Origin of the sequence: Xenophilus sp., assembly GCF_044462705.1 — a bacterium.
Classification (GTDB): Bacteria; Pseudomonadota; Gammaproteobacteria; order Burkholderiales; family Burkholderiaceae_C; genus Xenophilus; species Xenophilus azovorans.
Window position 1 is genome coordinate 1 of record NZ_JBIQNC010000040.1, and the last position, 21,886, is coordinate 21,886.

The window sequence follows — 21,886 nt, forward strand, 5'->3', positions numbered from 1 at the left end:
CCCGCCAGGCCGCGACCGGCCGCCGCGGCGCCGCGCCTGTCGGCGCGCGGCCGGCCGTTCGCGCTGCAAGGCGTGCGCGTCCTCGACTTCTCGTGGTTCCTGGCCTCGGCCGGCGGCACGCGCATGGTCACGGCGCTGGGCGCCGAGTGCATCAAGGTCGAGTGGAAGGACAACCTCGACAGCCGCCTGGGCGCGATGGCGCCGGCCGGCGGGCGCGAGGCGCGGCGCCGCGCCACCGGCCCGCTGCCGGGCGTGGACGACCCGGCCCAGGGCGGCCACTACAACCACAAGAACGCGGGCAAGCGCGGCCTGTCGCTGAACATCCGCGACCCGCGCGGGCTGGAGATCGCGCGGCGGCTGGTGCGCGTGTGCGACGTGGTGGCCGAGGGCTTCTCGCCCGGCGTGATGGAGCGCTGGGGCCTGGGCTACGAGGCGCTGCGCGCGATCCGGCCGGACATCGTCTACGTGCAGCAGTCGGGCATGGGCGCGCAGGGGCGCTACGGGCGCATGCGCACGGTGGGGCCGATCGCCGCGGCCTTCACCGGCATCAGCGAGATGTCGGGCCTGCCCGAGCCGGCGCCGCCGGCCGGCTGGGGTTACTCGTACCTGGACTGGATGGGCGCCTACGGCTTCGCGCAGGCGATCCTGGCCGGCCTGCTGCACCGCGAACGCACCGGCGAGGGCCAGTGGATCGACGCCTCGCAGTGCGAGTCCGGCCTGATGCTCACCGGCGTGCAGTGCCTCGAATGGGCGCTGCACGGGCGCGCCTTCGCGCGCACCGGCAATCGCTCGCCCTACCTGCGCGCCGCGCCGCACGGCGCCTACCGCTGCGCCGGCGAGGACTGCTGGATCGCCATCGCCTGCTTCGGCGAGGACGACTGGCAGGCACTGGTGCGCGCGGCCGCGCAGCCGGACTGGGCGGCGGACGCGCGCTTCGCCACGCTGGACGCGCGTCTGGCGAACCAGGACGCGCTGGACGAGGCGGTCGAGCGCTGGACCTCGACGCAGGAGCGCTACGCCTGCATGGCGCTGCTGCAGGCGGCGGGCGTGGCCGCCGGCGTGTGCCAGACGGCGGAGGACCGCTGCGAGCGCGACCCGCAGCTCGCGCACCAAGGCTGGCTCACGGAAGTGACGGCGCCGCGCATCGGCACCTGGCCGATCACCGAGCTGCCGGCGCGGCTGTCACGCACGCCCAGCCACGTGGGCGGCCTGCCGCAGCGCGGCGCGCCGGTGTACGGCGAGGACAACGAGTACGTGCTGGGCGAGCTGCTGGGCTACACCGGGGCCGAGATCCGTGGCTTCGAGCGGGACGGCGTGATCTGAAGCCGGCCCGCGCCACCGCATGCGGAAGCGCGTCCAACAATATCAATCCGTTCACGCTGAGCCTGTCGAAGCGCCGCGCGAGGCTTCGATCCTTCGACAGGCTCAGGACAGGCCAAGCTCAGCCCGAACGGTTCTTTTCGATTGAACGCAATTCAGTATCAATCGAGGCGGATGCCGGCGGCCTGGATGAACTTCTTCCAGCGCGCGCTGTCGTCCTCGATCGTCCTGCGCAGGTAGGCGGCGCTGGTGTCCTCGGCCGGGTCCACGCCGACGTCGCGCATGCGCTGGCGCACCGCGGGGTCGGCCAGCATCCTGGCGATCTCGGTGTTCAGCCGCTTCACCGCCTCCGGCGGCGTGCCCGCCGGCGCGCACAGGCTGTACCAGGTGTCGACCCGGAAGCCCTTGACGCCTTCCTCCTCCATCGTCGGCAGCTCGGGCGCCACGCCCAGGCGCTTGCGCCCGGTGACGGCCAGCGCGCGCAGCTTGCCCGCACGCACCTGCGTCAGCACCGAGGTGTCGACGAACAGGAAGTCGAGCTGGCCGGCGAGCAGGTCGACGATGGCCGGGCCGCTGCCGCGGTAGGGCACGTGCACCACCGGCGCGCCGGTGAGCTGGCGGAACATCTCGCCCGACAGGTGCGGCGTGGAGCCGTTGCCGGCCGAGCCGTAGTTGACCTTGCCCGGGTTCTCCTTCGCGTAGGCCACCAGGTCCTTGACCGAGCGCACCGGGCTCGATGCGTTGACCACCAGCACGTTCGCGTTGGTGAAGATCATCGACACCGGCACGAAGTCCTTGAGCGGGTCGAAGGGCAGCTTCGTGTACAGGTGCGGGTTGATCGCCATGGTGCTGTTCACGGACATCAGCAGCGTGTAGCCGTCCGGCGCGGCCTTGGCCACGTAGCCGGCGCCCAGCGCGCCGTTGGCGCCGGGCTTGTAGTCGACCACGACGCGCTCGCCGAGCGCCGGCGACAGCGCTTCGCTCACGATGTTGCCGAAGGTGGTGCCCATGCCGCCCGGCGCGTAGGGCACGATCAGGGTGATCGGCTTGTCGGGATAGGCGGCGAACGCGGGCCATGCGCCGCCGGCGGCCAGCGCGCCGAGCGCGCAGTGGAGGAAGGTCTTGCGGTCCATCATCGGATCCCCAGTTCCCGGCGTTCCTGGAAGACGAAGTCGTCCTGGTCGCGGCGGCCGGTGCGCTGCGAGGCCGGCGGGTTCGGCTGGCCGGCCGGCACCGGCACGAACTGCTTCCAGTCGGCCACCAGCGTGCGCCGCGCGATGCGCCAGCGGCGGTCCTCGCGCCGCTCGAATCGGTCGACATAGCGCGAGCAGGTCATCAGGTCCATGCCGCCGCCCTCGGCGCCGGCCCTGCCGCCGGCGAGTTGGTCGAGCGCGGCGCGCGCCTCGGCCGGGTAGCGCTGCGTGGTGCGCACGTAGGTCTCGACCAGGGCGAGGTCGGGGCCGGCGAACTCGATCAGCAGGTTGCTCACCGCGTGCATCGAGAACGGGATCGCCGCATGGCGCTCGCGGATCCATTCGACCAGGCCGTCCACAGGCCCGTCGAAGGCGCCGTGCATGTCGGTCGCATCGGGGTGGAACACGTCGCGGATGCCGCTGAAGTCGAGCCGGTCCACGGCCCGGCACCAGCGGTACATGCAGTCCTGGATCTGCATGCGGTCGGCGATGCGTTCGGGCGAGTAGTCGTCGAGGAAGCTGCTGCTCATAGCTTCACTCCGCTTCGATGCCGGCCTTGGCGATCACGCCCGTCCACAGCGCGTGGTCGCGCGTCATCATCTCGCCGAAGCGCGCCGCGTCGCTCGGCCGCGGGAACATGCCCAGCGCCTTGAGCTTGGCCTGCATCGCCGGCTCGGCCACCGCCTTGTTCAGCGCGTCGTTGAGCTTCGCGATCACTTCCGGAGGCGTGCCGGCCGGCGCCGACAGGCCGAAGAAGGCGTTGACCGCGAAGCCCGGCAGCGTCTCGGCGATGGCCGGCACGTCGGGCAGCAGCGGGCTGCGCTTCTCGCTCGACACCGCCAGCATGCGCAGGCGGCCCGAGCTGACGAAGGCGTTGATGGCGTCCGAGGGCGTGGTCAGCGCCACCTTCACGTCGCCGGCCAGCACCGCGTTGACCGCCTGCGCCGCGCCCTGGTAGGGCACGAACACCATCTTCAGCCCTGCGGCCTGGTTGAAGGACTCGGTCGCCAGGTGCGCGAGCGAGCCGCGCCCCGCGGAGGAGAACTCCAGCTTGCCGGGGTGGGCGCGCGCGTGGTCGATGAACTGCCGCAGGTCGGTGGCCGGCACCACCGGGTTGACCAGGAACACCATCGGCGTGGTGGCGATCAGGCCGACCGGCGTCAGATCCTTCTGCGAGTCGTAGTTGGCCGTCTTCTGCAGCATCGGCGTGGTCACGGTGGAGTTGCCCACCTGCAGCAGCGTGTAGCCGTCGGGGGGCGAGTTCTTGACGTGCATGGTGCCCATCGAGCCGCTGGCGCCGAGCCGGTTCTCGACCACGATGGGCTGGCCCAGGTGGCGCTGCAGCGGCTCCTGCAGCGAGCGGATCAGCACGTCGCCCGTGCCGCCCGCGGCGAAGGGCACGACGATCCTGATCGGGCGGCTCGGGAAGGTGTCGGCCTGTGCGCTGCCCAGCGCCAGCGCCGAGAGCGCGAGCGCCGACGCAGCCAGCCAGTGGCGTCGGAACATCATGGGTTGTCTCCTGGATTCGTGGTTTGAAGGAAGAAGGCGGCGGCGCTCAGTCCGAGGGCCTGAACACCGGGAAGGCGCGCCGCGAGTCGGGGTGGCTCCAGTCCACCTCCACGGCCTGGCCGACGGCCAGCCGCTCGTAGGGCGCATTCACGCGGGCGAGCATGCGCGGGCCCTCGACCAGCTGCACCAGCGCCAGCGGGTACGGCGCCGCGCCGGCCAACTGCGGCGGCGCGACGCGGCTCAGGGTGAGCGCGAAGATCGCGCCGCGGCCGCTGGCCTCGCGCCATTCGACGCCGGCCTCGCCGTACAGGCTCTGCGGACGCGGGTAGAACTGCGCCCGGCCGCTGGCGCGGTCGAACTGCAGCATCAGGCGGCCTTCGCGCAGGCCTTCGACGAAGGGCGCGCCCACGTCGGGCAGCGGATGGGGGGTGCTCATTGGCTTCGCTCCAGCAGCATCACGGTGCTCGTGCCCCAGGTGCGGGCGTACTGGATCACGCCGATGCCGGACAGCATGGCGTTGCTCGCGTCGCGCACCTGGCGCGCGCCCGCCTCGCCGAACATCTGGCGCAGGCACTCCACCAGGTTGACGCCGCCGCCGGCCAGGCCGGGCTGGCCGGCCGAGATCTGGCCGCCGCCGGTGTTCAGCGGCAGGTCGCCGTGCCAGGTCATGTCGTGCGCCATGACGAAGGCACCGCCCTCGCCGGGGCCGCAGAAGCCGGTCTGCTCCAGCTGCAGGATCAGCGCGATCAGGAAGTCGTCGTACCAGTGCAGCATCTTCACGTCCGAGGGCTTCCAGCCGACGGCGCCGAAGGCGCGCGGGCCCACGTCGGTGAAGCCGGTGCGCAGCATGTCGCCGCAGGCCTCGGGCGGGTCGAAGTTGATGCGCTCGGCGTAGGCGACGGGGTGCACCAGCTTCCGGAAGCCCATCTCGCGCGCGCGGCGGGTGGACATCACCAGCACCGCGCTGGCGCCGTCGCAGCGCATCACGCAGTCGAGGATGCGCAGCGGGTCCGACACGATCTTCGAGTCGAGGTAGTCGCGCTCGGTCAGCGGCCGGCGCAGCACCTCGCAGGCGTTCTCGTTGAGCAGCGCCCCTTCGCGCTGCGTGACCGCCAGCCGGGCCAGCGCGTCGTGCGGCAGGCCGTGGCGCCGGTCGTACACGTTCGACAGCAGCGCGAAGGCCGACAGCGGCCCGGCGTAGCCGGCCGGGTCGCAGTATTCCGTGCGGTGGCCCGACTGCACCGAGCGGTCGACGGTGGACACCGCGTCCGAGGCGAGGCACAGCACGATGTCGCACAGGCCGGCCTGGATGGCCGCCGCCGCGCGCGCGATGTTGCCGCCGGAGGAGGCGCCGCCGATCTCGGTGGCCTGGCACCAGGTGACGGACAGGCCCAGGCCCTCGGCCAGCAGGTTGCTGTAGAACGGGTTGCCGCCCTCGCTCATCGCCAGCGTGGTGGCGAAGCCGTCGATGCGCGAGCGCTCGACGCCGGTCTGCGCCAGCAGGCTGTCCACGGCCTCGCCGGCCAGCGACAGCGCGGTGCGCCCGCTGCGGCGCACCAGCTTGGTTTCTGCATAGCCGACGATGGCGATGCTGCGGTCTGCGAGTGTCTTCATCAGTCGTCCACGAAGCTCGCCACCTCGTCGAGGCCGGCGCGGCGGGTGCGGAATTGGTTGGCGGCGTGCTGCGCGTCCTCGTAGCCGAAGGACACGGCGCACACCATCAGGCGCTCGGCCGGGATGCCCAGCTCGCGCTTGACCAGCGCGCTGTGGCGCGCCAGCGCCGCTTGCGCGATCGAGGCCACGCCGTGCGCCTGCATCGACAGCAGCAGCACCTGCACGTAGCCGCCGACGTCCACCGCGCCGTACACGCCCAGGCCCGGGTCGCTGGTGAGCACCGCCACGTGCGGCGCGCCGAACAGGCGGAAGTTCTCCAGCGTCTGGCGCGCGTAGCCTTCCTTGTCGCCGCGCTCCACGCCCACCGACTGGTACAGCTGGAAGCCGCATTCGCGCCGCCGCTCCAGGTAGCGGCCGGTGTACTCGGCGGGAAAGGGGAAGTCGCTGGCCGCCTCGCCGCCGCCCTGCTGCGCCGCGACCAGGCGCTCGCGCAGCCGTTCGGCGGCGGCGCCGGAGGCGATGCTCACCTGCCAGGCCTGCGAGTTGCACCACGAGCCCGCGCGCTGGGCGGTGCGCAGGATCGACTCGATGGTGGCGCGCTCGACAGGGCGCGGCAGGAAGGCGCGGCAGCTGTGGCGCTGCGCCAGGAGGGCGTCCAGCATCTCGGCGGGAAGGGCAGTCATTCGCGGGTCGTCACACTTGCATTGAATGGTTAGACCATTATTATGGATGGCCCAAACGAATGTCAATCGGCGCCGACCCATGCCCGCCACACCGACCCACGCCTTCGAGACCCTGCAGTTCGACGTGCGCGGCACCGCCGCATGGCTCGTGCTGGACCGCCCGCAGGCGATGAACAGCGTGAGCCCCCGGATGCTCGAGGAGCTGGACGCGGCGCTCGACATCGTCGCCCGCGACGCCGCGTTGCGCAGCGTCGTCCTCACCGGCCGCGGCCGCGCCTTCTGCGCCGGCGCCGACCTGCTGTCCGTGCGCGGGCTCGGCGAGGCCGCCGCGCGCGACTTCGCCGACGCCGCCCACGCGCTGCTGCAGCGCATCGAGGCCTTCCCGCTGCCGGTGATCGCCGCCGTCAACGGCCTGGCGCTCGCCGGCGGGCTGGAGCTGGTGCTGGCGTGTGACCTCGTGGTCGCCGCGCGCGAGGCGCGCTTCGGCGATGCCCACGCGAAGCTCGGCCTGCTGCCGGGCTGGGGCGCCACCGCCCGGCTGCCGCGCCGCATCGGCGTGGCGCGCGCCAAGCAGATGATGTTCACCGCGCAGCAGCTGCCGGCCGACACCCTGGCCGGCTGGGGGCTGGTCCACGAGGTCGTTCCGGCCGACGCGCTGGAGGCCGCCGTAGTGGCCTGGTGCGCGCAGCTGGCCGACAAGAGCCCGCTGGGCCTGCGCCGCATGAAGCAGCTGCTCGGCGACAGCCTGGAACAGCCGCTGCCGGTGGCGCTGCGCGCCGAGCGCGCCATGCTGGAGGCGCACGCCCACGCCAATGACCGCCGCGAGGGCCTGGAGGCCTTCGCCCAGAAACGCACGCCCCGCTTCACGGGCACCTGAGCCATGCACCCCACCCGACCCGACAACACCCCGCTGGCCGGCCTGCGCGTCATCGACTTCACGCACTTCGTCGCCGGCCCGCTGGCGACCATGATCCTCGCGGACGCCGGCGCCGACGTCATCAAGATCGAGAAGCCGCGGGGCGACGACCAGCGCTGGTTCGCGCCGGCCGAGGCCTCGCTCGACGGCCAGGGCGCGAGCTTCCTCTGGTGCAACCGCAGCAAGCGCTCGGTCACGCTCGACCTGAAGACGCCCGAGGGGCGCGAGGTCGCGCAGGCGCTGGTCGACCGGGCCGACGTGCTGGTGGAGAACTTCTCCACCGGCGTGATGGCGCAGTACGGGCTGGACTACGAGACGCTCGCCGCGCGCCGCCCGTCGCTGGTGTATCGCTCGGTGTCGGCCTTCGGCCGCAGCGGCGAGCTGGCAGACCGCCCCGGCTTCGACACCATCATGCAGGCCGAGAGCGGCTTCATGTCGCTCACCGGCCACGCCGACCGCGAGGGCGTGCGCACCGGGCCCGCGGTGATCGACATCTCCACCGCGCTGGTGGCGGGCAACGCCATCCTGCTGGCGCTGGCGGCGCGCCAGCGCACCGGGCGCGGCCAGCACGTCGACGTGCCGCTGTTCGACACCGCCATGCTCATGACGGGCTTCATGTCGATGCAATACCTGTTCAGCGCCAAGGTGCCGCGGCGCAACGGCAACACCAGCAACGACGCGGTGCCCAGCGGCGTGTTCGCCACCGCCGACGAGCCGCTGTTCATCACCTGCACCAGCACCTCGCTGTTCCGGCGCCTGTTCCTCCAGGTGGCCGGCATGCCGCAGGTGGCCGACGACCCGGGCCTGCAGACCATCGACGGGCGGCTGGCCCGGCGCGACGAGGTCATCGCCGTGCTGGCCGGCCTGTTCGCCACCGACACGCGCGCGCACTGGCTGGCCCGCTTGCGCAAAGCCGGCATCCCGGCCGGCGCGGTGCGCTCGCTGCCCGAGGCGCTGGCCTCCGGCGAGGTCCGCGCGCGCGGCATCGTGCGCGACATCCCGCACCCCACGGCGGGGTCGGTGCCCGACATCGCCCTGCCGATGCACCTGAGCGCCACGCCGCTGGCCGCACCCGTGGCCGCGCCGCGCCTGGGCGAGCACACGGAGGCGGTGCTGGCCGAGGTGCTCGGCCACGACGCCGCGCGGATCGAGGCGCTGCGCAGCGCCGGCGCCTTCGGGCGCTGACGCGTCGGGAAAACACGAATCTTCATTAATGGTCTGACCAATATACTCATGGCCTTTTCTAAGGCACCGCCCGCGGGAGCCGCTCGTCCCGCGCGGCGCGCCGGCCCGCCCCCTTTTCGTTGACGGAGACACCCCATGCATGACGACACCCTCTCTTCGCACGCACGCCGCCGCTTCGTCGCGGCCGCAGGCCTGGGCCTGGGCGCCCTGGCGCTCGCCCGCCCGGGCCGGGCGCAGGAGCCCTTCCCCTCCAAGCCGATCCACATCCTGGTGGGCGCCGGCGCCGGTGGCAGCACCGACATCACGGCGCGGCTGGTCGGCGACAAGCTGGCCAAGCTGCTCGGCCAGCCGGTCGTGATCGAGAACAAGCCCGGCGCGTCGGGCACGATGTCGGTGGCGCAGACCGTGCGCTCGCCGGCCGACGGCCACACGCTGGTGTGGGTGGGCAACAGCGTCATGGCGATCTCGCCCTACCTGTACAAGAACCCGGGCTACGACGTGAAGACGCTGATCCCGGTGAGCCAGGCGACGAGCTCGGGCTTCATCCTCGTGGCCTCGCCCGCCCTGGGCGTGAACAACGTGAAGGAGCTGGTGGCCTACGGCAAGGCGAACCCGGGCAAGCTGAGCTTCGGCTCCAACGGCGTGAACGGCAGCCTGCACCTGCTGGCGGAGCTGCTGAAGGCCGAGGGCGGCTTCGACGCGCTGCACGTGCCCTTCAAGGGCGGCGCGGAATCGGCCGCCGCCATCCTGGGCGGCAACGTGCACTTCCTGTTCGACGCGCTGTCCTCCAACATCCCGCTGGTGCGCTCGGGCAAGCTCAAGGCGCTGGCGGTCACCGGGCCGCAGCGCGAGAAGCAACTGCCCGACGTGCCGACCATGGCCGAGCAGGGCTTCCCCGGCATGACGACCGAGGTGTTCTTCGGCCTGGTGGCGCCGCCCGGCACGCCCGATCCCGTGGTGCGCAAGCTCAACGCCGCGATGAAGACGGCGCTGGACGACCCGGAGCTGCGCACCGCGCTGCAGAAGTCGGGCAACGAGCCCAAGTACAGCACGCCCGAGGCGTTCCGCGCGCTGGTCGACCGCGAGGGCGCCCGCTTCCAGGCGCTGCTGGTGGCCAAGGGCGTGCAGCCCGAATAGGGAAGCGGGGCCGCGCGGCCTCAGCGGCCGTCCCGCGCGCCCCAGCGCACGACGGCCGCGTGGCCGCCGGCGCGCAGGCCGTAGCAACTGTCCTGCAGGCGCCGCCGGCTGGCCGGGTCCTCCAGCGGCTCGCCGCGCGCCACGCGGCGGCGCTCCAGCGCCGGGCCGAGGGTCTGGAAGGCGGTCGTCGCCATCGGCCCCAGCAGCTCGGTCAGGTGGGTGCAGCCCTGCTCGCCGGCGAACAGATCCTTCACCGCCTTGCCGAAGCCGCCCTTGATCTGCAGCCCGACCAGGCGCTCGTAGGCGTCGTTGATGCGCGTGCAGTCGTCGAAGGGCACCTGGTGCGAGCAGGCCTGCGCCGCGACGATGCGAAGCTGCGCGTCCACCGTGATGCGCAACGACATCAGGTGCACTGGCTCGCCCGCGCGACGCGGCACGTTGCCGCGCGCGCCGTCCTGGTCGAGCGTGCGCACGTCGCTCATGCGCCCCTCGATGTCGAACAGGCCGTCCTCGCGCTCCCAGCCCGTGCACTGCACCTGCCGCGTGTGCAGCAGGGTGCGCGGCGCCGGGGGCGGAAGTTCCCTCATCCGGGCGTGACCTCGGTGGCGGCCGGGTACGGCCGGCGCGGCGTCGGCGCGTCGAGCGCGCCGGCCTCGCGCAGCGCGGCGATGCGCGGCGCGTCGTAGCCCAGCACCTGCGCCAGCACCTCATCGGTGTGCTGGCCGACGGCCGGCGCGGGCTGCGGATCGGCCAGCGGCGTGCCCGAGTACAGGATCGGCAGGCGCACGTTCGGGATCCAGCCGAGCACCGGGTGCGCCACGCGGCTGACCAGCCGCCGCTCACGCGCCTCGGGCGAGCGCAGCGCGTCGCCGACGTTGCGCACCTCGCCGCAGGGGATCTGCGCGGCGCGCATGCGCGGCTGCCAGTACGACCAGGGGTACTGCGCGAACAGTTCCTCGAGCAGCCGGAAGATCTCGTCGCGGCGGGCCATGCGGCCGTTGCGGTCCGAGTACACCGGGTCGTCGGCCAGGTCGGGCCGCTCCAGCACCTGCGCGGCCAGGCGATGGAAGATCTTGTCGTTGCCGCAGTTGATGTAGAAGGGCTTGTCCTGGCTCATGAACACGCCGGAGGGGCAGGTGTCGGGGCTGGTGTTGCCGTGGCGCTGCGGCACGGCGCCGGTGTACATGTGCTGCATGGCCGCGTAGCCCGTCATGAGCACGGCGTTGTCGAACAGCGCGATCTCGATGTGCTGGCCCTGGCCCGTGCGCCCGCGCGCCAGCAGCGCGCCCAGGATCGCGTTGCAGGCCATCATGGCCGTGCTGATGTCCACCACCGGCGACAGGGTGCGCACGCCCTGGCGGTCGCTGTAGCCGTTCATCGAGATGAAGCCGCTCTCGGCCTGTGCGATCGGGTCGAAGCCCAGGCGGTCCTTGAACGCGCCCTCGCGGCCATAGGCCGAGACCGAGCAGTAGATGATCTTCGGGTTGATCTCGCGCACCGACGCGTAGTCCAGCCCGAAGCGCTCCATCACGCCGGTGGAGAAGTTCTCGCACACCACATCGGCCTGCGCGATCAGCTCGCGGATCACCGCGACCGCCTCCGGGCTCTTGAGGTTGAGCGCCAGGCTGCGCTTGTTGCGGTTGCTCCAGACGTAGGGGGCGCCCTGCGCGGGCGTCTCCTCCGGCACCGGCGGGTAGTGGCGGAACTCGTCGCCGCGGCCGGGCGATTCGACCTTGATCACGTCGGCGCCCATGTCGCCCATGATCATCGTGGCGAAGGGGCCGGCGAGGAAGTGGCTGAAGTCGATCACGCGCACGCCTTCGAGGGCCTTGGGCGCATCGGCGGGGCGCGGGGTGTGTGCCGGGAAATCGGCTTCGAGTCTGTCGAACATGGCAGGCGGCGCGAGGCCGTGTATCATTGGTATGACCATTATAAATTCAATCATTCCGCCGTCAACCTGGAGACGCCCATGACTTCCGCCCTCCCGTCCGGCGTGCAGGGCCTGCTGGCCGCGCAGGCCATTGCCGAGACCAAGGCGCGCTACTGCCGCTTCATCGACACCAAGCAGTGGGAGCGCCTGCCCTCGCTGTTCACGGCCGACTGCCGCTTCGAGGGCCTGGGCTCGGCACCCGCAGGCGCGGACGTGGCCACCTTCGTGAAGGGCGTGTCCACGCGGCTCGCGCCCACCATCTCCGTGCACCACTGCCACATGCCGGAGATCCGCTTCCTCTCCGACGCCCACGCGCGCGTGACCTGGGCGATGGAGGACTACGTGGAATGGACCGACGGCAGCAGCGCCAGGGAGACGCCCGGCAGCCGCGGCTTCCGGGGCTACGGCCACTACGAGGAGGAATACCGGCTCGACAGCGGCGCGTGGAAGATCTGCTTCCTGCGCCTCACCCGCCTGCGCATCGACCCCGTCGACGCGGCGCAGCCGCCCGCCCTGATGGGCCAGCGGCAGGCGACGCCGGCCTGGCCCGATGCATGAGATGAACCCACCCCGTTTGGACTTCCTTACTGCGTGTGGAAGTCCCATCCCCCTCAAGGGGCGCACCCGGCGGTCCGGCAAAGCCGGCCCCGCGGGTGCACTGGCATGGCCTGCTCCGCGGCCGGCGGAATGCAGCCGCGGCCCCCTCAGGCGATGACGCCCTGCGCCACCAGCGCATCGATCTCGCCCTCGGCCAGGCCCCAGCCCGCCAGCGCGGCCCGCGCGTCCACGCCCGGCGCGACGCCGGCGCGCGGCACCGCGGCCGGCGTGCGCGAGAAGCGCGGCGCGGGCGCGGGCTGCACGTGGCCGTCGACCTCCACGAAGGTGCCGCGTGCCGCGTTGTGCGGATGCGCCGCGGCCTCCCGCATGTCGAGCACGGGCGCGTAGCAGATGTCGGCCTGCGCCAGCAGCGCATCCCATTCGGCCCGCGTGCGCGTGCGGATCACCGCCGCGATGCGCTCGCGCAGCGCCGGCCAGTGGGCCGGGTCGTCGCGCGAGGGCAGCGCCTCGGCGTCCAGGCCCAGGGCGCGCAGCAGGTTCGCGTAGAACTTCGGCTCGGCGGCGCCGAGCGTGAGGTAACGGTCGTCCCGGGTGCGGTACACGCCGTAGTGCGGCGCCGCGCCGCCGGTGGTGGCGCGCCCGCGGCCGGGCCACTTGCCGCCGGCGAGGTAGCCGTAGAAGTAGGTCATGAGCGAGGCGGCGCCGTCGACCATCGCGGCGTCGATCACCTGCCCCCGGCCGCTGCGCGCCGCCTCCAGCAGACCGCAGGCCAGCCCGAACGCCAGGTACATGCCGCCGCCTCCGAAGTCGCCGACCAGGTTCAGCGGCACCACCGGCGCGCCGTCGGCCGGGCCGATGGCGTCCAGCGCGCCGGCCAGCGCGATGTAGTTGATGTCGTGGCCGGGCGCCTGGGCCAGCGGCCCCTCCTGGCCCCAGCCCGTCATGCGGCCGTACACCAGCCGCGGGTTGCGCGCCAGGCAGGCGTCGGGGCCCAGGCCCAGCCGCTCCATCACGCCGGGGCGGAAGCCCTCGATCAGCGCGTCGGCCTCGCCCACCAGCCGCAGCAGCAGCGCCACGCCTTCGGTCGACTTGAGGTCGACGGCGATCGAGCGGCGGTTGCGGTCGGTGAACCAGAAGCGCTGCGGCATCGGCCGCGCGGCCGGCTGCGGGCGGTCCACGCGCAGCACCTGCGCCCCCATGTCGGCCAGCATCATCGCGGCGAAGGGCCCGGGCGCGAGGCCGGCCATCTCGATCACGCGGATGCCGGCGAGCGGTCCCTGCGAATTCATGGGCGCGATGATAGAGGTGGAAATGTCTTTTGGTAAGACCTATGGACATTTCTACGCCGACAGCGCATCATCGCGGGTCCACAGGAGACACCCACCATGAAACGACGAACCCTGCTCGCCGCAGGCGCCGCGTTCGGCGCGCTGGCACGCCCCTCGTTCGCGCAGGACACCTGGCCGCAGCGTCCCATCCGCTTCATCGTACCGGCCGCGGCCGGCGGCACCAACGACGTGCTCGGCCGCTACATCCAGGACCCGCTGCAGAAGCTGCTGGGCCAGCCGGTGGTGATGGAATACAAGCCCGGCGCGGGCGGCGCGATCGCCTCGCAGTACGTGGCGCAGCAGCCGGCCGACGGCTACACCTTCCTGCTGCACGGCAGCGGCCTGGTGACGGTGCCGCTGGTGCAGCGCAAGCCGAGCTACGACGCCCTCAAGGACTTCGTGCCGGTCTCGCTGCTGGGCACCTCGCCGATGGTGCTGATGACGCATCCGTCGATGCCGCCCACGCTCGCCGGGTTCGTGAAGCAGGCGCGCGAGCACCCCGGGCAGCTCGAGTGGGGCGCCTCGGCGCTCGGCGGCGTCGGCCAGCTCGCGATGGAGGCCTTCCACGAGGCCGCCGGCATCCGCAAGATGGTGATGGTGCCCTACCCCGGCGCCGGCCCGGCGGCGCAGGCGCTGCTCGCGGGCCAGACCAAGTACATGCTGTCCACGCCTTCCTCCGCCACGGCCGGCTTCGTGAAGGAGGGCCGGATGCGCCTGCTCGGCGTGTCCACCGCGAAGCGCAGCCCGCTGCTGCCCGACGTGCCGAGCATTGCCGAGGCAGTGCCCGGCTACGACACCCAGACCTGGTTCGGGCTGGTCGCGCCCGCCGGCACGCCGGCGCCGATCGTGGAGCGGCTCGGCGGCGCGGTCGCGCAGGTGCTGGCGCAGCCGGACATCCAGCAGAAGTTCCGCACCGTCTACGTGGTCGCCCAGGGCGGCGAACGGGAGCTGGGCGAGATCATCCGCAGCGACCACGCCCTGTGGGGCAAGGTCGCCAGGGACAACCACATCACGATGGACTGAGCGCCCCGGCCGCCGCGCGGCCGGCCATGTACTCCGCGGCGATGAAGCCGAAGGTCATCGCCGGCCCGAGCGTGATGCCGCCGCCCGGGTAGCCGCCGCCCATCACGCTGGCGTTGTCGTTGCCGGCCGCGAACAGGCCCTCTATCGGCGCGCCCTGCGCATCGAGCACGCGCGCGTGGGCGTCGGTGCGCAGGCCGGCGAAGGTGCCCAAGTCGCCCATCACGATCTTCACCGCATAGAAGGGGCCGCGCTCGACCGGCGCCACGCACGGGTTGGGCCGGTGCGTGCGGTCGCCGAGGAAGCGGTTGTAGACGCGCCAGCCGCGGCGGAACTGCGGGTCCTGGCCCTCGCGCGCGCCGACGTTGTAGTCGGCCACCGTGCGCTCCAGCTGCCGCGCGTCGATGCCGGCCCGCGCCGCCAGCTCGGCCAGCGTGGCGCCGCGCAGCAGGTAGTCCGAGCGCAGGTACGGCCCGAGCGGCAGCGGGAAGGGCTTGGCGTGGCCGAGCCCGTAGCGGCGCAGGGTCGGGTGGTCGGCGATCAGCCAGGCCTCGACCGGCCCGCCCTCGCCGCAGGCGCGCAGCATCTGTTGCCCGACGTCGTGGTACGAGTCCGACTCGTTGGCGAAGCGCCGGCCCTGCCGGTTGACCGCGATCACGCCGGGCTTGTAGCGGTCGATCAGGTGGGGGAACACGCCGGGCTCGCCGTCGCCGCGCGGCACCAGCGACACCGGGATCCACGCCGCCGCGCTGGGCAGGTCGCGCACGACCTCGGCGCCGACGGACTCGCCCAGCCGCAGGCCGTCGCCGGTGTTGCCCGGCGGCGCCGGCGAGTGGTGCTCGCGGCCGGTGGGCGCGTGCGGGAACAGCTGCGCGCGGCGCTGCGGGTCCTGCGGGAAGCCGCCCGCGGCCAGCACCACGCCGGCGCGCACGCCGATGCGCACGGTGCTGCCGTCCGGGCGCTGCACGCTCACGGCGCGCACCGCGCCGCCCTCGTCGCGGTGCAGCGCGGCCAGCGGCGAGGACAGCCACATGGGGATGCCCAGGTCGAACACGGTGCGCGCCAGCCGGGCGGCCAGGGCGTTGCCGTTGGTCAGGCGCATCGCGCGGCCGTGGGTGAGCATCTCGAAGGCATGCGTGCACAGGCGCCGCGCCACGTAGGCGGCCGAGCGCAGCGAGCGCGTGACGTTGAAGAAGTGCGAGATCTCCGCGCTGGAGTTGAACATCATCCCGACGAAGGTGATCTCGCGCAGCGGTGGGCGCAGGCCGCGCACGTGCTCGCCCAGCGCGCGCGCATCGAAGGGCGCGGCCATGATGGAGCGGCCGGCCGTGCGGCCGCCCGGGCTCTCGGCATGGTAGTCGGGGTACTCGGGCAGCGGCACCAGCTGCACGGCGGTCTCCTTCACGAAGAAGTCCACCATCCGCGGGCCGTGCGCCAGGAAGGCCTCGACGCGCTCGCTGTCGTAGCGGTCCCCGCACTCGTGGCGCAGGTAGGCGCGCGCGGCGTCGAGCGAGTCGGGCTCGGGGCGGAAGGCCGAGATCGGGTTGTTCGGGATCCACAGCACGCCGCCCGAGCGGGCCGTGGTGCCGCCGTAGAAGGGCTCCTTCTCCAGCAGCAGCACCTCCAGCCCCAACTTGCGCGCGGCCACCGCGGCGGCCATGCCGCCGGCGCCGGTGCCGGCGACCACCACGTCCACTTCGGCGGGCACGGCGTCCTGCAAAGGTGCGTCGCGGCTCATGAGCGAACCTCGCTCGCCACCAGCGGGCCTTGCGCGTACAGCCGCATCGGCGTGGCCATGCCGCCCTGCTCGAAGCCTTGCGCCAGCACCAGGCGGAACATCGACGCAACCAGGCTGGTCATGGGCACCGCGCAGCCCTGCGCACGCGCCAGGTCGAGCGCGATGTCCAGGTCCTTCATCGCGGTGCGGCCGTTGCCCGACAGCCGGCCCTCGATCATCTGCGGCGCGTAGTGGCGCAGCACCGCCGAATCGGCGAAGCCGCCCTGCACCGCCTGCGGCACCAGCGCCGGGTCGATGCCGAAGCGCGCCGCCAGGTGCAGCGTCTCGGCGATCACCGCGGCGCTGCCGAAGCTCATCATCTGGTTGCAGGCCTTCATCGCCATGCCGCAGCCGCTCGGGCCCATGTGCGTGACGCGCCCGGCGAAGGCCATCAGCAGCGGCTGCGCGCGCGCCACGTCCTCCGGCGTGCCGCCGGCCATCACCGCCAGCGTGCCGGCGCAAGCGCCGGCCGGGCCGCCGGAGACGGGCGCGTCGACCCAGCCCATGCCGCACTGCGCGCGCAGGCGCGCGGCCATCGCGCGCGTGGCCTCGGGATGGATGGTCGAGAGGTCCACCAGCAGCTGGCCCGGCCGCCCGGCCGAGGCCACGCCGCCCTCGCCGAACACCACCTGCTCGACCGCGGCGGTGTCGCTCAGGCACAGGAACACGCAGTCGCTGGCGCGCACCAGCCCGCCGATGTCCGCGGCCAGCGCGGCGCCGGCATCGGCCAGCGGCCGGGCCTTGGCGGGATTGCGGTTGAACACCGTCAGCGCATGGCCGGCCTCGAGCAGGCGCTGCGCCATCGGCGCCCCGATGGCGCCGAGGCCGATGAAGCCCAGGCGCGCGGTCATGCCAGCCGCTCGCCCTGCACCAGCAGGGTAACGTTGCCGGCCAGCAGCGCGAGGCCGTCGTCGCGCAGCGGCACGCGCGCGGGCGAGGCGTAGGAGGCGAGCATCGCCGCCTCGTCGGCGAAGCACAGCGCGGCGATGCCGTCGACCTGCAGCGCTTCGTACGACACGGGCGCGAGCCGCGCGTCGAAGCGCGCGGCCACCAGGTGCTGGCAGTAGCCGTCCACGCCGGGCAGCCGGGACACCAGTTGCGCATGGCGCCCGAACCAGGCATCGCGGAACGCGTCGGCGGCCGGTGCGGCCCGCTTGAGCAGCATCCAGCGGCGGAAGCCGCCGTCGCGTGCGGCACCGCGCGGCGCGATCGGCACGTTGGCGGCGCTGTCGAGCGCGAACAGCAGTTCCTCCGATGCGTGCAGCGCGGCCTCGAAGGCGCGCCAGGCAGGCGTGTCGACGGCGCGCGCCTGCTCGCCGGCATCGGCGAAGGTGCATTCGAGCACCGCACCGATGTGCTCGACGCCGGGCGCCATCGCGGTGCCGGCCTGCTCGGCCGTCACCGAGTCGGTGGGAATGTGGCGCAGCACGCGGTAGAGCAGGGTGTCGCCGCAGGGCGGGGGCGCCGCACGCACGGCGCGGTCGGAACGGAGGCAGTAGGTCTTGACCAGCATGGGGTGTTTCATCGGCGCATGTGTTCGTATATTCTATGGTCTGACCATTAACTAGACAATCGACGCCTCTCATGAAAGCCATCGTCTGCCATCGCTTCGGCCCGGTCGAGCAGCTGGAATACATCGACATCGCGCCGAACGAGCCGGGCGCGCACGCGGTGCGCGTGCGCGTGCACGCGGCCGGCGCCAACTTCCCCGACGCCCTCAAGGCCGAGGGCCTGCACCAGATCAAGCCGCCGCTGCCCTGGGTGCCCGGCAGCGAGAGCGCGGGCGTGGTGGAGGCCGTGGGCGCGCGGGTGACACAGGTCGCGCCGGGCGATCGCGTGATGGCGGTCTCGGACGCGCGCGGCGGCGGCTTCGCCGAGGCGATCGTGCTCGATGCCGCGCGCGTGTTCCGCCTGCCCCCGAACCTGCGCTTCGAGGAGGCGGCCGCCATCCCGGTGGTCTACGGCACCACGCTGTACGCGCTCAAGCAGCGCGGCCGGCTGGCCGCCGGTGAATGGATGCTGGTGCTGGGCGCCGCCGGCGGCGTGGGGCTGGCGGCCGTGCAGCTCGGCCGCGCCCTCGGCGCCCGCGTGATCGCCGCGGCCAGCACGCCCGAGAAGCGTGCCCTGTGCCTGGAACACGGCGCCGAGGCGGCCATCGACTACACGCAGCCCGGCTGGCGCGAAGAGGTGAAGGCGCTGACCGGCGGACGCGGCGTGGACGTGGCCTACGACCCGGTGGGCGGCGACGCCTTCGACGAGGCGGTGCGCTGCATGGCCTTCGACGGGCGCTACCTGGTGATCGGCTTCACCTCCGGGCGCATCCCGTCGATCCGGGTCAACTACCCGCTGGTCAAGGGCTTCGACATCCTCGGCGTGCGCTACGACGTGTGGCGCGACGGCTGCTGGGACGAGGCGCGCGCGAACCTGGCGCAGGTGCTGGACCTGTGCGCCCGCGGCCTGGTGCGGCCGCTGGTGTCGGCCACCTTCCCGCTGGCCGAGGCGGTGCAGGCGCTGCAGCGTATCACCTCGCGCCAGACCACCGGCAAGGTGGTATTGACCACCGGCGCGCGCGGCTGAGGCGCCTCAGCCGCGGCCGGCGCGGCCGCGCCGCGGACGCTGCGGCTCGCGGCTCTCGGCGTCGAGGTAGTTGCTCACGCGCCGCAGGTGCTGCGCCATCGCCTCGGATGCCGCCTGCGCGTCGCGCTTGCGCATGAGGTCGAGGATGCGCTGGCGGATCACCATGATGTCTTTGTTGGGCCGCGGGTCCACCTGCGCCAGCAGGCCGCGGTACACCTGCGACAGCGCGTCCACCATCATCACGATCAGCGGGTTGTGCGTGGCCTGCGCGATGAGCCGGTAGAACTGGATCACCGACTGCACGTTGCGCGAGCCCTGCCCCATGCGGAACAGGTCCGCGTGGATGTCGATGTCCTCCTGGATCGCGTCGAGCTCCTCCTCGGTCGCGCGCTCGCAGGCCAGCCGGATCGCCACGCAGGTGATCTCGATGCGCGCCTCGGTGACGCTCTCGATCGAGGCCTGCGCCAGCGAGACCATGTCCTGCACCGTCTGCGCCAGGCCGGCGCTGCCGCCGCCGCTGCGGATGTAGAAGCCGCCGTTGATGCCCTTGCGCGCCTCCACCACGCCCGCCACCTCCAGGCTGCGCAGCGCGTGGCGCGCGGCCGCGCGGCCGATGCCGTAGCGCTCGGACAGCTCGCGCTCGCCGGGCAGCCGGTCGCCCGGCTTGAGCGTGCCGCTCATGAGCTGCTCGCGGATGCGGTCGCAGACGGCCTCGAATCCGCGCCGGGTGCGCACGGGCTGGAACAGCGGGTCGGTGATGGTCATGAGAAGTCCTAGGGCTTTCGCTAGTATTGCATAGTCATTGGTTGAACCATAAGATTCGAGCCATGGACCTGACCCTGACGACCGAGCAGCGCGCCTTCCGCGACGAGGTGCGCGCGTTCATCCAGGCGAGGCTGCCCGATGACATCCGCGCGCGCCTGCGCGCCGGGCACCCGCCGCGCAAGCAAGACACCGTGACCTGGCAGCGCATCCTCAACGAGCGCGGCTGGGCCGTGCCGCACTGGCCCCGGCAGTACGGCGGCGCGGACCTGGGCCAGGTGGAGCGCCTCATCCTGCTCGACGAGATCTACCGCGCGCCCGCGCCGCTGCCGCAGGTGTTCAACACCAACATGCTCGGGCCGGTGCTGATGAAGTTCGGCACGCCCGCGCAGTGCGACCACTTCCTGCCGCGCCTGGCCAACCTCGACCTGTGGTTCTGCCAGGGCTTCTCCGAGCCGGGCTCGGGCTCGGACCTGGCCTCGCTGCGCACCGCCGCGCGGCGCGAGGGCGACCACTATGTCGTCAACGGCCAGAAGATCTGGACCACCACCGCCCACCTGGCCGACTGGGTGTTCGCGCTGGTGCGCACCGACGACGGCGCGCGCAAGCAGGAGGGCATCTCCTTCCTGCTGATCGACCTGAAGACGCCGGGCATCCGCATCCGCCCGATCCGCTCGATCGACGGTGACCACCACCTCAACGAGGTGTTCTTCGACGACGTGCGCGTGCCGGTGGACCAGCTCGTCGGCCAGGAGAACCGCGGCTGGGACTGCGCCAAGTTCCTGCTGGCCAACGAGCGCACCGGCATCGCCAACGTCGGCCTGTGCTGGGAGCGGCTGGACCGCGCGCGCGAGATCGCGCAGCAGACCACGCAGGCGGGCCGGCCCCTGTGGGACGACCCGAAGCTGCGCGCCGAGATCGCCGCGCTCGGCGCCGAGGTCCGCGCGCTGGAGATCACCAACTGGCGCTTCCTGCTCACCCCGGCCGAGCAGGCGCGCGTGCCGGCCTTCGCCTCGGTGCTCAAGCTCAAGGGCACCGAGCTGCAGCAGGAGATCAACGCGCTGCTCGCGCGGCTCGCCGGCCCGCAGGGCCTGGAGCGCCGCGACGCCGACGAGCTGGCGCACGGCCCGCTCACGCCGCGCTACTTCTATTCCCGCGCCGCCTCCATCTACGGCGGCACGACCGAAGTGCAGAACGACATCCTCGCCAAGGCCCTCGTCGGCTAGGGCCCGTGAACGCCCCCCATGAACTTCGAACTCGATGACGATCAACGCGCGCTCGGCGACAGCCTGGCGCGCCTGCTGGCCGACCGCGGCGCCTTCGAACAGCGCCGCGCGCTGGTGGCCGGCGACGCCTGGCACGACGCGCAGACCTGGTCGGCGCTCGCCGGCCTCGGCCTGACGGCCCTGCCGCTGCCCGAGGCGCACGGCGGCTTCGGCGGCGGCGCACGCGACCTGCTGCCGGTGATGCAGGCGATGGGCCGCGCGCTCTCGCTCGAACCCTACCTGGCGACGGTGCTCGGCGCCACGGCGCTGCGCCTGGCCGGCACCGACGCCCAGCAGGCGCAGGTGCTGCCCGGCGTGGCCGAAGGCGGCACGCGGCTGGCCTGGGCCCACGACGAACCCGAGGGCCGCCACGCGCCGCTGTGGGTGCAGGCGGCCGCGCGACCCGCGAAGGACGGCTGGCGCCTGACGGGCGTGAAGTCGCCGGTCGCCGGCCTGGGCCCGGCGCAGCGCGTCGTCGTCAGCGCGCGCGTCTCGGGTGCGCCCGGCGACGCCGCCGGCTGCGCCCTGTTCCTGGTGGACCCGGCGGCGCCGGGCGTGCAGGCGCGCGCCTTCCGCCTGGTGGACGACACCGCCGGCGGCGAGCTGCGGCTGGACGACGCGCCGGCCGAGCCGCTGGGCGACCCGCTCGACGCCGCGGTGCAAGCCCTGGCCATCGAGCGCACGCAGGCGCTGGGCCTGGCGGCGGCCTGCGCCGACATGGTGGGCGCGGCCGAGGCCGCCTTCGCGCTGGCGATGGAGTACGTGCGCACGCGCAAGCAGTTCGGCCGCGCCATCGGCGAGAACCAGGCGCTGCGCCACCGCGCCTCGCAGATGTTCGTGGCGCTGGAGATGGCGCGCAGCATGGCGCTGGCCGCGGCCGTCGCTGCCGACGAGCCGGACGGCGAGCACGCGCGCGCCGACCTGTCGCGCGCGAAGCTCTCGGTCGGCCGCAACGCGCGCGCCGTCGCGCACGGCGCGATCCAGCTGCACGGCGGCATCGGCATGACCGAGGAGTACGCGGTCGGCCACAGCCTGCGGCGCATTCACGTGATGGACCAGTGCTTCGGCGACGCCGACGCCCATGCGGCGCGGCTCGCGGCGCTGGCCTGAGA

The 21,886-nt window shown here is 72.9% G+C and carries 22 protein-coding genes; 9 read left to right on the plus strand and 13 right to left on the minus strand.

Annotated features, from left to right (window positions below; all coding sequences use genetic code 11):
* Window positions 1-1,323 (plus strand): CaiB/BaiF CoA transferase family protein (locus ACIY1X_RS08900; RefSeq protein ID WP_399679857.1); only part of this gene is annotated, 1,323 nt, incomplete at its 5' end.
* A gap of 158 nt (window positions 1,324-1,481) precedes the next feature.
* Here the strand turns inward: ACIY1X_RS08900 and ACIY1X_RS08905 are convergent.
* From ACIY1X_RS08905 to ACIY1X_RS08930, 6 genes are read right to left on the minus strand one after another with little or no spacing between them, the layout of a single operon-like run.
* Window positions 1,482-2,453, minus strand: a complete 972-nt coding sequence (locus ACIY1X_RS08905) for a Bug family tripartite tricarboxylate transporter substrate binding protein (RefSeq protein WP_399679859.1) — start codon at window positions 2,451-2,453, stop codon at window positions 1,482-1,484.
* The gene (locus tag ACIY1X_RS08910) at window positions 2,453-3,043 is read right to left on the minus strand and encodes a nuclear transport factor 2 family protein (protein ID WP_399679860.1); all 591 of its coding nucleotides are present in this window, start codon (window positions 3,041-3,043) and stop codon (window positions 2,453-2,455) included. Before ACIY1X_RS08910 ends, ACIY1X_RS08905 begins: the two co-directional genes overlap by 1 nt.
* Before the next feature lie 4 nt (window positions 3,044-3,047).
* A complete protein-coding gene (locus ACIY1X_RS08915) occupies window positions 3,048-4,022 on the minus strand; it encodes a Bug family tripartite tricarboxylate transporter substrate binding protein (RefSeq protein WP_399679862.1) in 975 nt (324 codons plus the stop codon).
* A gap of 46 nt (window positions 4,023-4,068) precedes the next feature.
* Window positions 4,069-4,458, minus strand: coding sequence for a Zn-ribbon domain-containing OB-fold protein (locus ACIY1X_RS08920; RefSeq protein WP_399679863.1), 390 nt, complete (start codon window positions 4,456-4,458; stop codon window positions 4,069-4,071).
* Window positions 4,455-5,636 (minus strand): thiolase family protein, encoded by a 1,182-nt coding sequence (locus ACIY1X_RS08925; protein WP_399679865.1) that lies wholly within the window; start codon window positions 5,634-5,636, stop codon window positions 4,455-4,457. Before ACIY1X_RS08925 ends, ACIY1X_RS08920 begins: the two co-directional genes overlap by 4 nt.
* Window positions 5,636-6,319 carry a nitroreductase gene (locus tag ACIY1X_RS08930; protein WP_399679867.1) on the minus strand — a complete coding sequence of 228 codons (684 nt, stop codon included), beginning with the start codon at window positions 6,317-6,319 and terminating at the stop codon, window positions 5,636-5,638. Before ACIY1X_RS08930 ends, ACIY1X_RS08925 begins: the two co-directional genes overlap by 1 nt.
* Window positions 6,320-6,398: 79 nt before the next feature.
* Between ACIY1X_RS08930 and ACIY1X_RS08935 the strand changes: the two genes are divergently transcribed.
* The 3 genes from ACIY1X_RS08935 (at window position 6,399) to ACIY1X_RS08945 (ending at window position 9,557) form a co-directional block, all read left to right on the plus strand.
* Complete coding sequence (locus tag ACIY1X_RS08935) at window positions 6,399-7,196, plus strand: enoyl-CoA hydratase/isomerase family protein (protein ID WP_399679868.1); 798 nt, start codon at window positions 6,399-6,401, stop codon at window positions 7,194-7,196.
* Between the two features lie 3 nt (window positions 7,197-7,199).
* Window positions 7,200-8,420 (plus strand): CaiB/BaiF CoA transferase family protein, encoded by a 1,221-nt coding sequence (locus tag ACIY1X_RS08940; RefSeq protein ID WP_399679870.1) that lies wholly within the window; start codon window positions 7,200-7,202, stop codon window positions 8,418-8,420.
* A gap of 135 nt (window positions 8,421-8,555) precedes the next feature.
* The gene (locus ACIY1X_RS08945) at window positions 8,556-9,557 is read left to right on the plus strand and encodes a Bug family tripartite tricarboxylate transporter substrate binding protein (RefSeq protein ID WP_399679872.1); all 1,002 of its coding nucleotides are present in this window, start codon (window positions 8,556-8,558) and stop codon (window positions 9,555-9,557) included.
* 20 nt (window positions 9,558-9,577) lie between these two features.
* On the opposite strand, the gene ACIY1X_RS08950 is transcribed toward ACIY1X_RS08945, so the two are convergent.
* Window positions 9,578-10,144 carry a DUF2889 domain-containing protein gene (locus ACIY1X_RS08950; protein WP_399679874.1) on the minus strand — a complete coding sequence of 189 codons (567 nt, stop codon included), beginning with the start codon at window positions 10,142-10,144 and terminating at the stop codon, window positions 9,578-9,580.
* Entirely contained in the window at window positions 10,141-11,448 is a 1,308-nt protein-coding gene (locus ACIY1X_RS08955) for a CaiB/BaiF CoA transferase family protein (protein ID WP_399679876.1), read from the minus strand. The genes ACIY1X_RS08950 and ACIY1X_RS08955 overlap by 4 nt, the downstream gene beginning before the upstream one ends.
* Before the next feature lie 78 nt (window positions 11,449-11,526).
* On the opposite strand from ACIY1X_RS08955, the gene ACIY1X_RS08960 reads away from it, so the two are divergent.
* A complete protein-coding gene (locus ACIY1X_RS08960; protein WP_399679878.1) occupies window positions 11,527-12,045 on the plus strand; it encodes a nuclear transport factor 2 family protein in 519 nt (172 codons plus the stop codon).
* Between the two features lie 146 nt (window positions 12,046-12,191).
* Here ACIY1X_RS08960 and ACIY1X_RS08965 read toward each other — a convergent pair whose 3' ends face one another.
* Window positions 12,192-13,334: a CaiB/BaiF CoA transferase family protein gene (locus tag ACIY1X_RS08965; protein WP_399679879.1), complete on the minus strand. Its 1,143-nt coding sequence runs from the start codon at window positions 13,332-13,334 to the stop codon at window positions 12,192-12,194.
* 96 nt (window positions 13,335-13,430) lie between these two features.
* On the opposite strand from ACIY1X_RS08965, the gene ACIY1X_RS08970 reads away from it, so the two are divergent.
* Window positions 13,431-14,396, plus strand: coding sequence for a Bug family tripartite tricarboxylate transporter substrate binding protein (locus ACIY1X_RS08970; RefSeq protein WP_399679881.1), 966 nt, complete (start codon window positions 13,431-13,433; stop codon window positions 14,394-14,396).
* Here the strand turns inward: ACIY1X_RS08970 and ACIY1X_RS08975 are convergent.
* From ACIY1X_RS08975 to ACIY1X_RS08985, 3 genes are read right to left on the minus strand one after another with little or no spacing between them, the layout of a single operon-like run.
* A complete protein-coding gene (locus ACIY1X_RS08975; protein ID WP_399679883.1) occupies window positions 14,383-16,131 on the minus strand; it encodes an FAD-dependent oxidoreductase in 1,749 nt (582 codons plus the stop codon). The two genes, ACIY1X_RS08970 and ACIY1X_RS08975, sit on opposite strands and share 14 nt — an antisense overlap.
* A complete protein-coding gene (locus tag ACIY1X_RS08980; protein WP_399679884.1) occupies window positions 16,128-17,021 on the minus strand; it encodes an NAD(P)-dependent oxidoreductase in 894 nt (297 codons plus the stop codon). The genes ACIY1X_RS08975 and ACIY1X_RS08980 overlap by 4 nt, the downstream gene beginning before the upstream one ends.
* Complete coding sequence (locus tag ACIY1X_RS08985; RefSeq protein WP_399679886.1) at window positions 17,018-17,695, minus strand: EthD domain-containing protein; 678 nt, start codon at window positions 17,693-17,695, stop codon at window positions 17,018-17,020. The genes ACIY1X_RS08980 and ACIY1X_RS08985 overlap by 4 nt, the downstream gene beginning before the upstream one ends.
* A 59-nt stretch (window positions 17,696-17,754) precedes the next feature.
* On the opposite strand from ACIY1X_RS08985, the gene ACIY1X_RS08990 reads away from it, so the two are divergent.
* A complete protein-coding gene (locus ACIY1X_RS08990; protein ID WP_399679888.1) occupies window positions 17,755-18,747 on the plus strand; it encodes an NADPH:quinone oxidoreductase family protein in 993 nt (330 codons plus the stop codon).
* 6 nt (window positions 18,748-18,753) lie between these two features.
* Here the strand turns inward: ACIY1X_RS08990 and ACIY1X_RS08995 are convergent, their stop codons facing one another.
* Window positions 18,754-19,512, minus strand: a complete 759-nt coding sequence (locus ACIY1X_RS08995) for a FadR/GntR family transcriptional regulator (protein WP_399679889.1) — start codon at window positions 19,510-19,512, stop codon at window positions 18,754-18,756.
* Between the two features lie 62 nt (window positions 19,513-19,574).
* On the opposite strand from ACIY1X_RS08995, the gene ACIY1X_RS09000 reads away from it, so the two are divergent.
* Together ACIY1X_RS09000 and ACIY1X_RS09005 are read left to right on the plus strand one after the other, a co-directional pair.
* Window positions 19,575-20,735: an acyl-CoA dehydrogenase family protein gene (locus tag ACIY1X_RS09000; protein ID WP_399679891.1), complete on the plus strand. Its 1,161-nt coding sequence runs from the start codon at window positions 19,575-19,577 to the stop codon at window positions 20,733-20,735.
* Between the two features lie 18 nt (window positions 20,736-20,753).
* A complete protein-coding gene (locus tag ACIY1X_RS09005) occupies window positions 20,754-21,884 on the plus strand; it encodes an acyl-CoA dehydrogenase family protein (RefSeq protein ID WP_399679893.1) in 1,131 nt (376 codons plus the stop codon).
* Window positions 21,885-21,886: the final 2 nt, after the last annotated feature.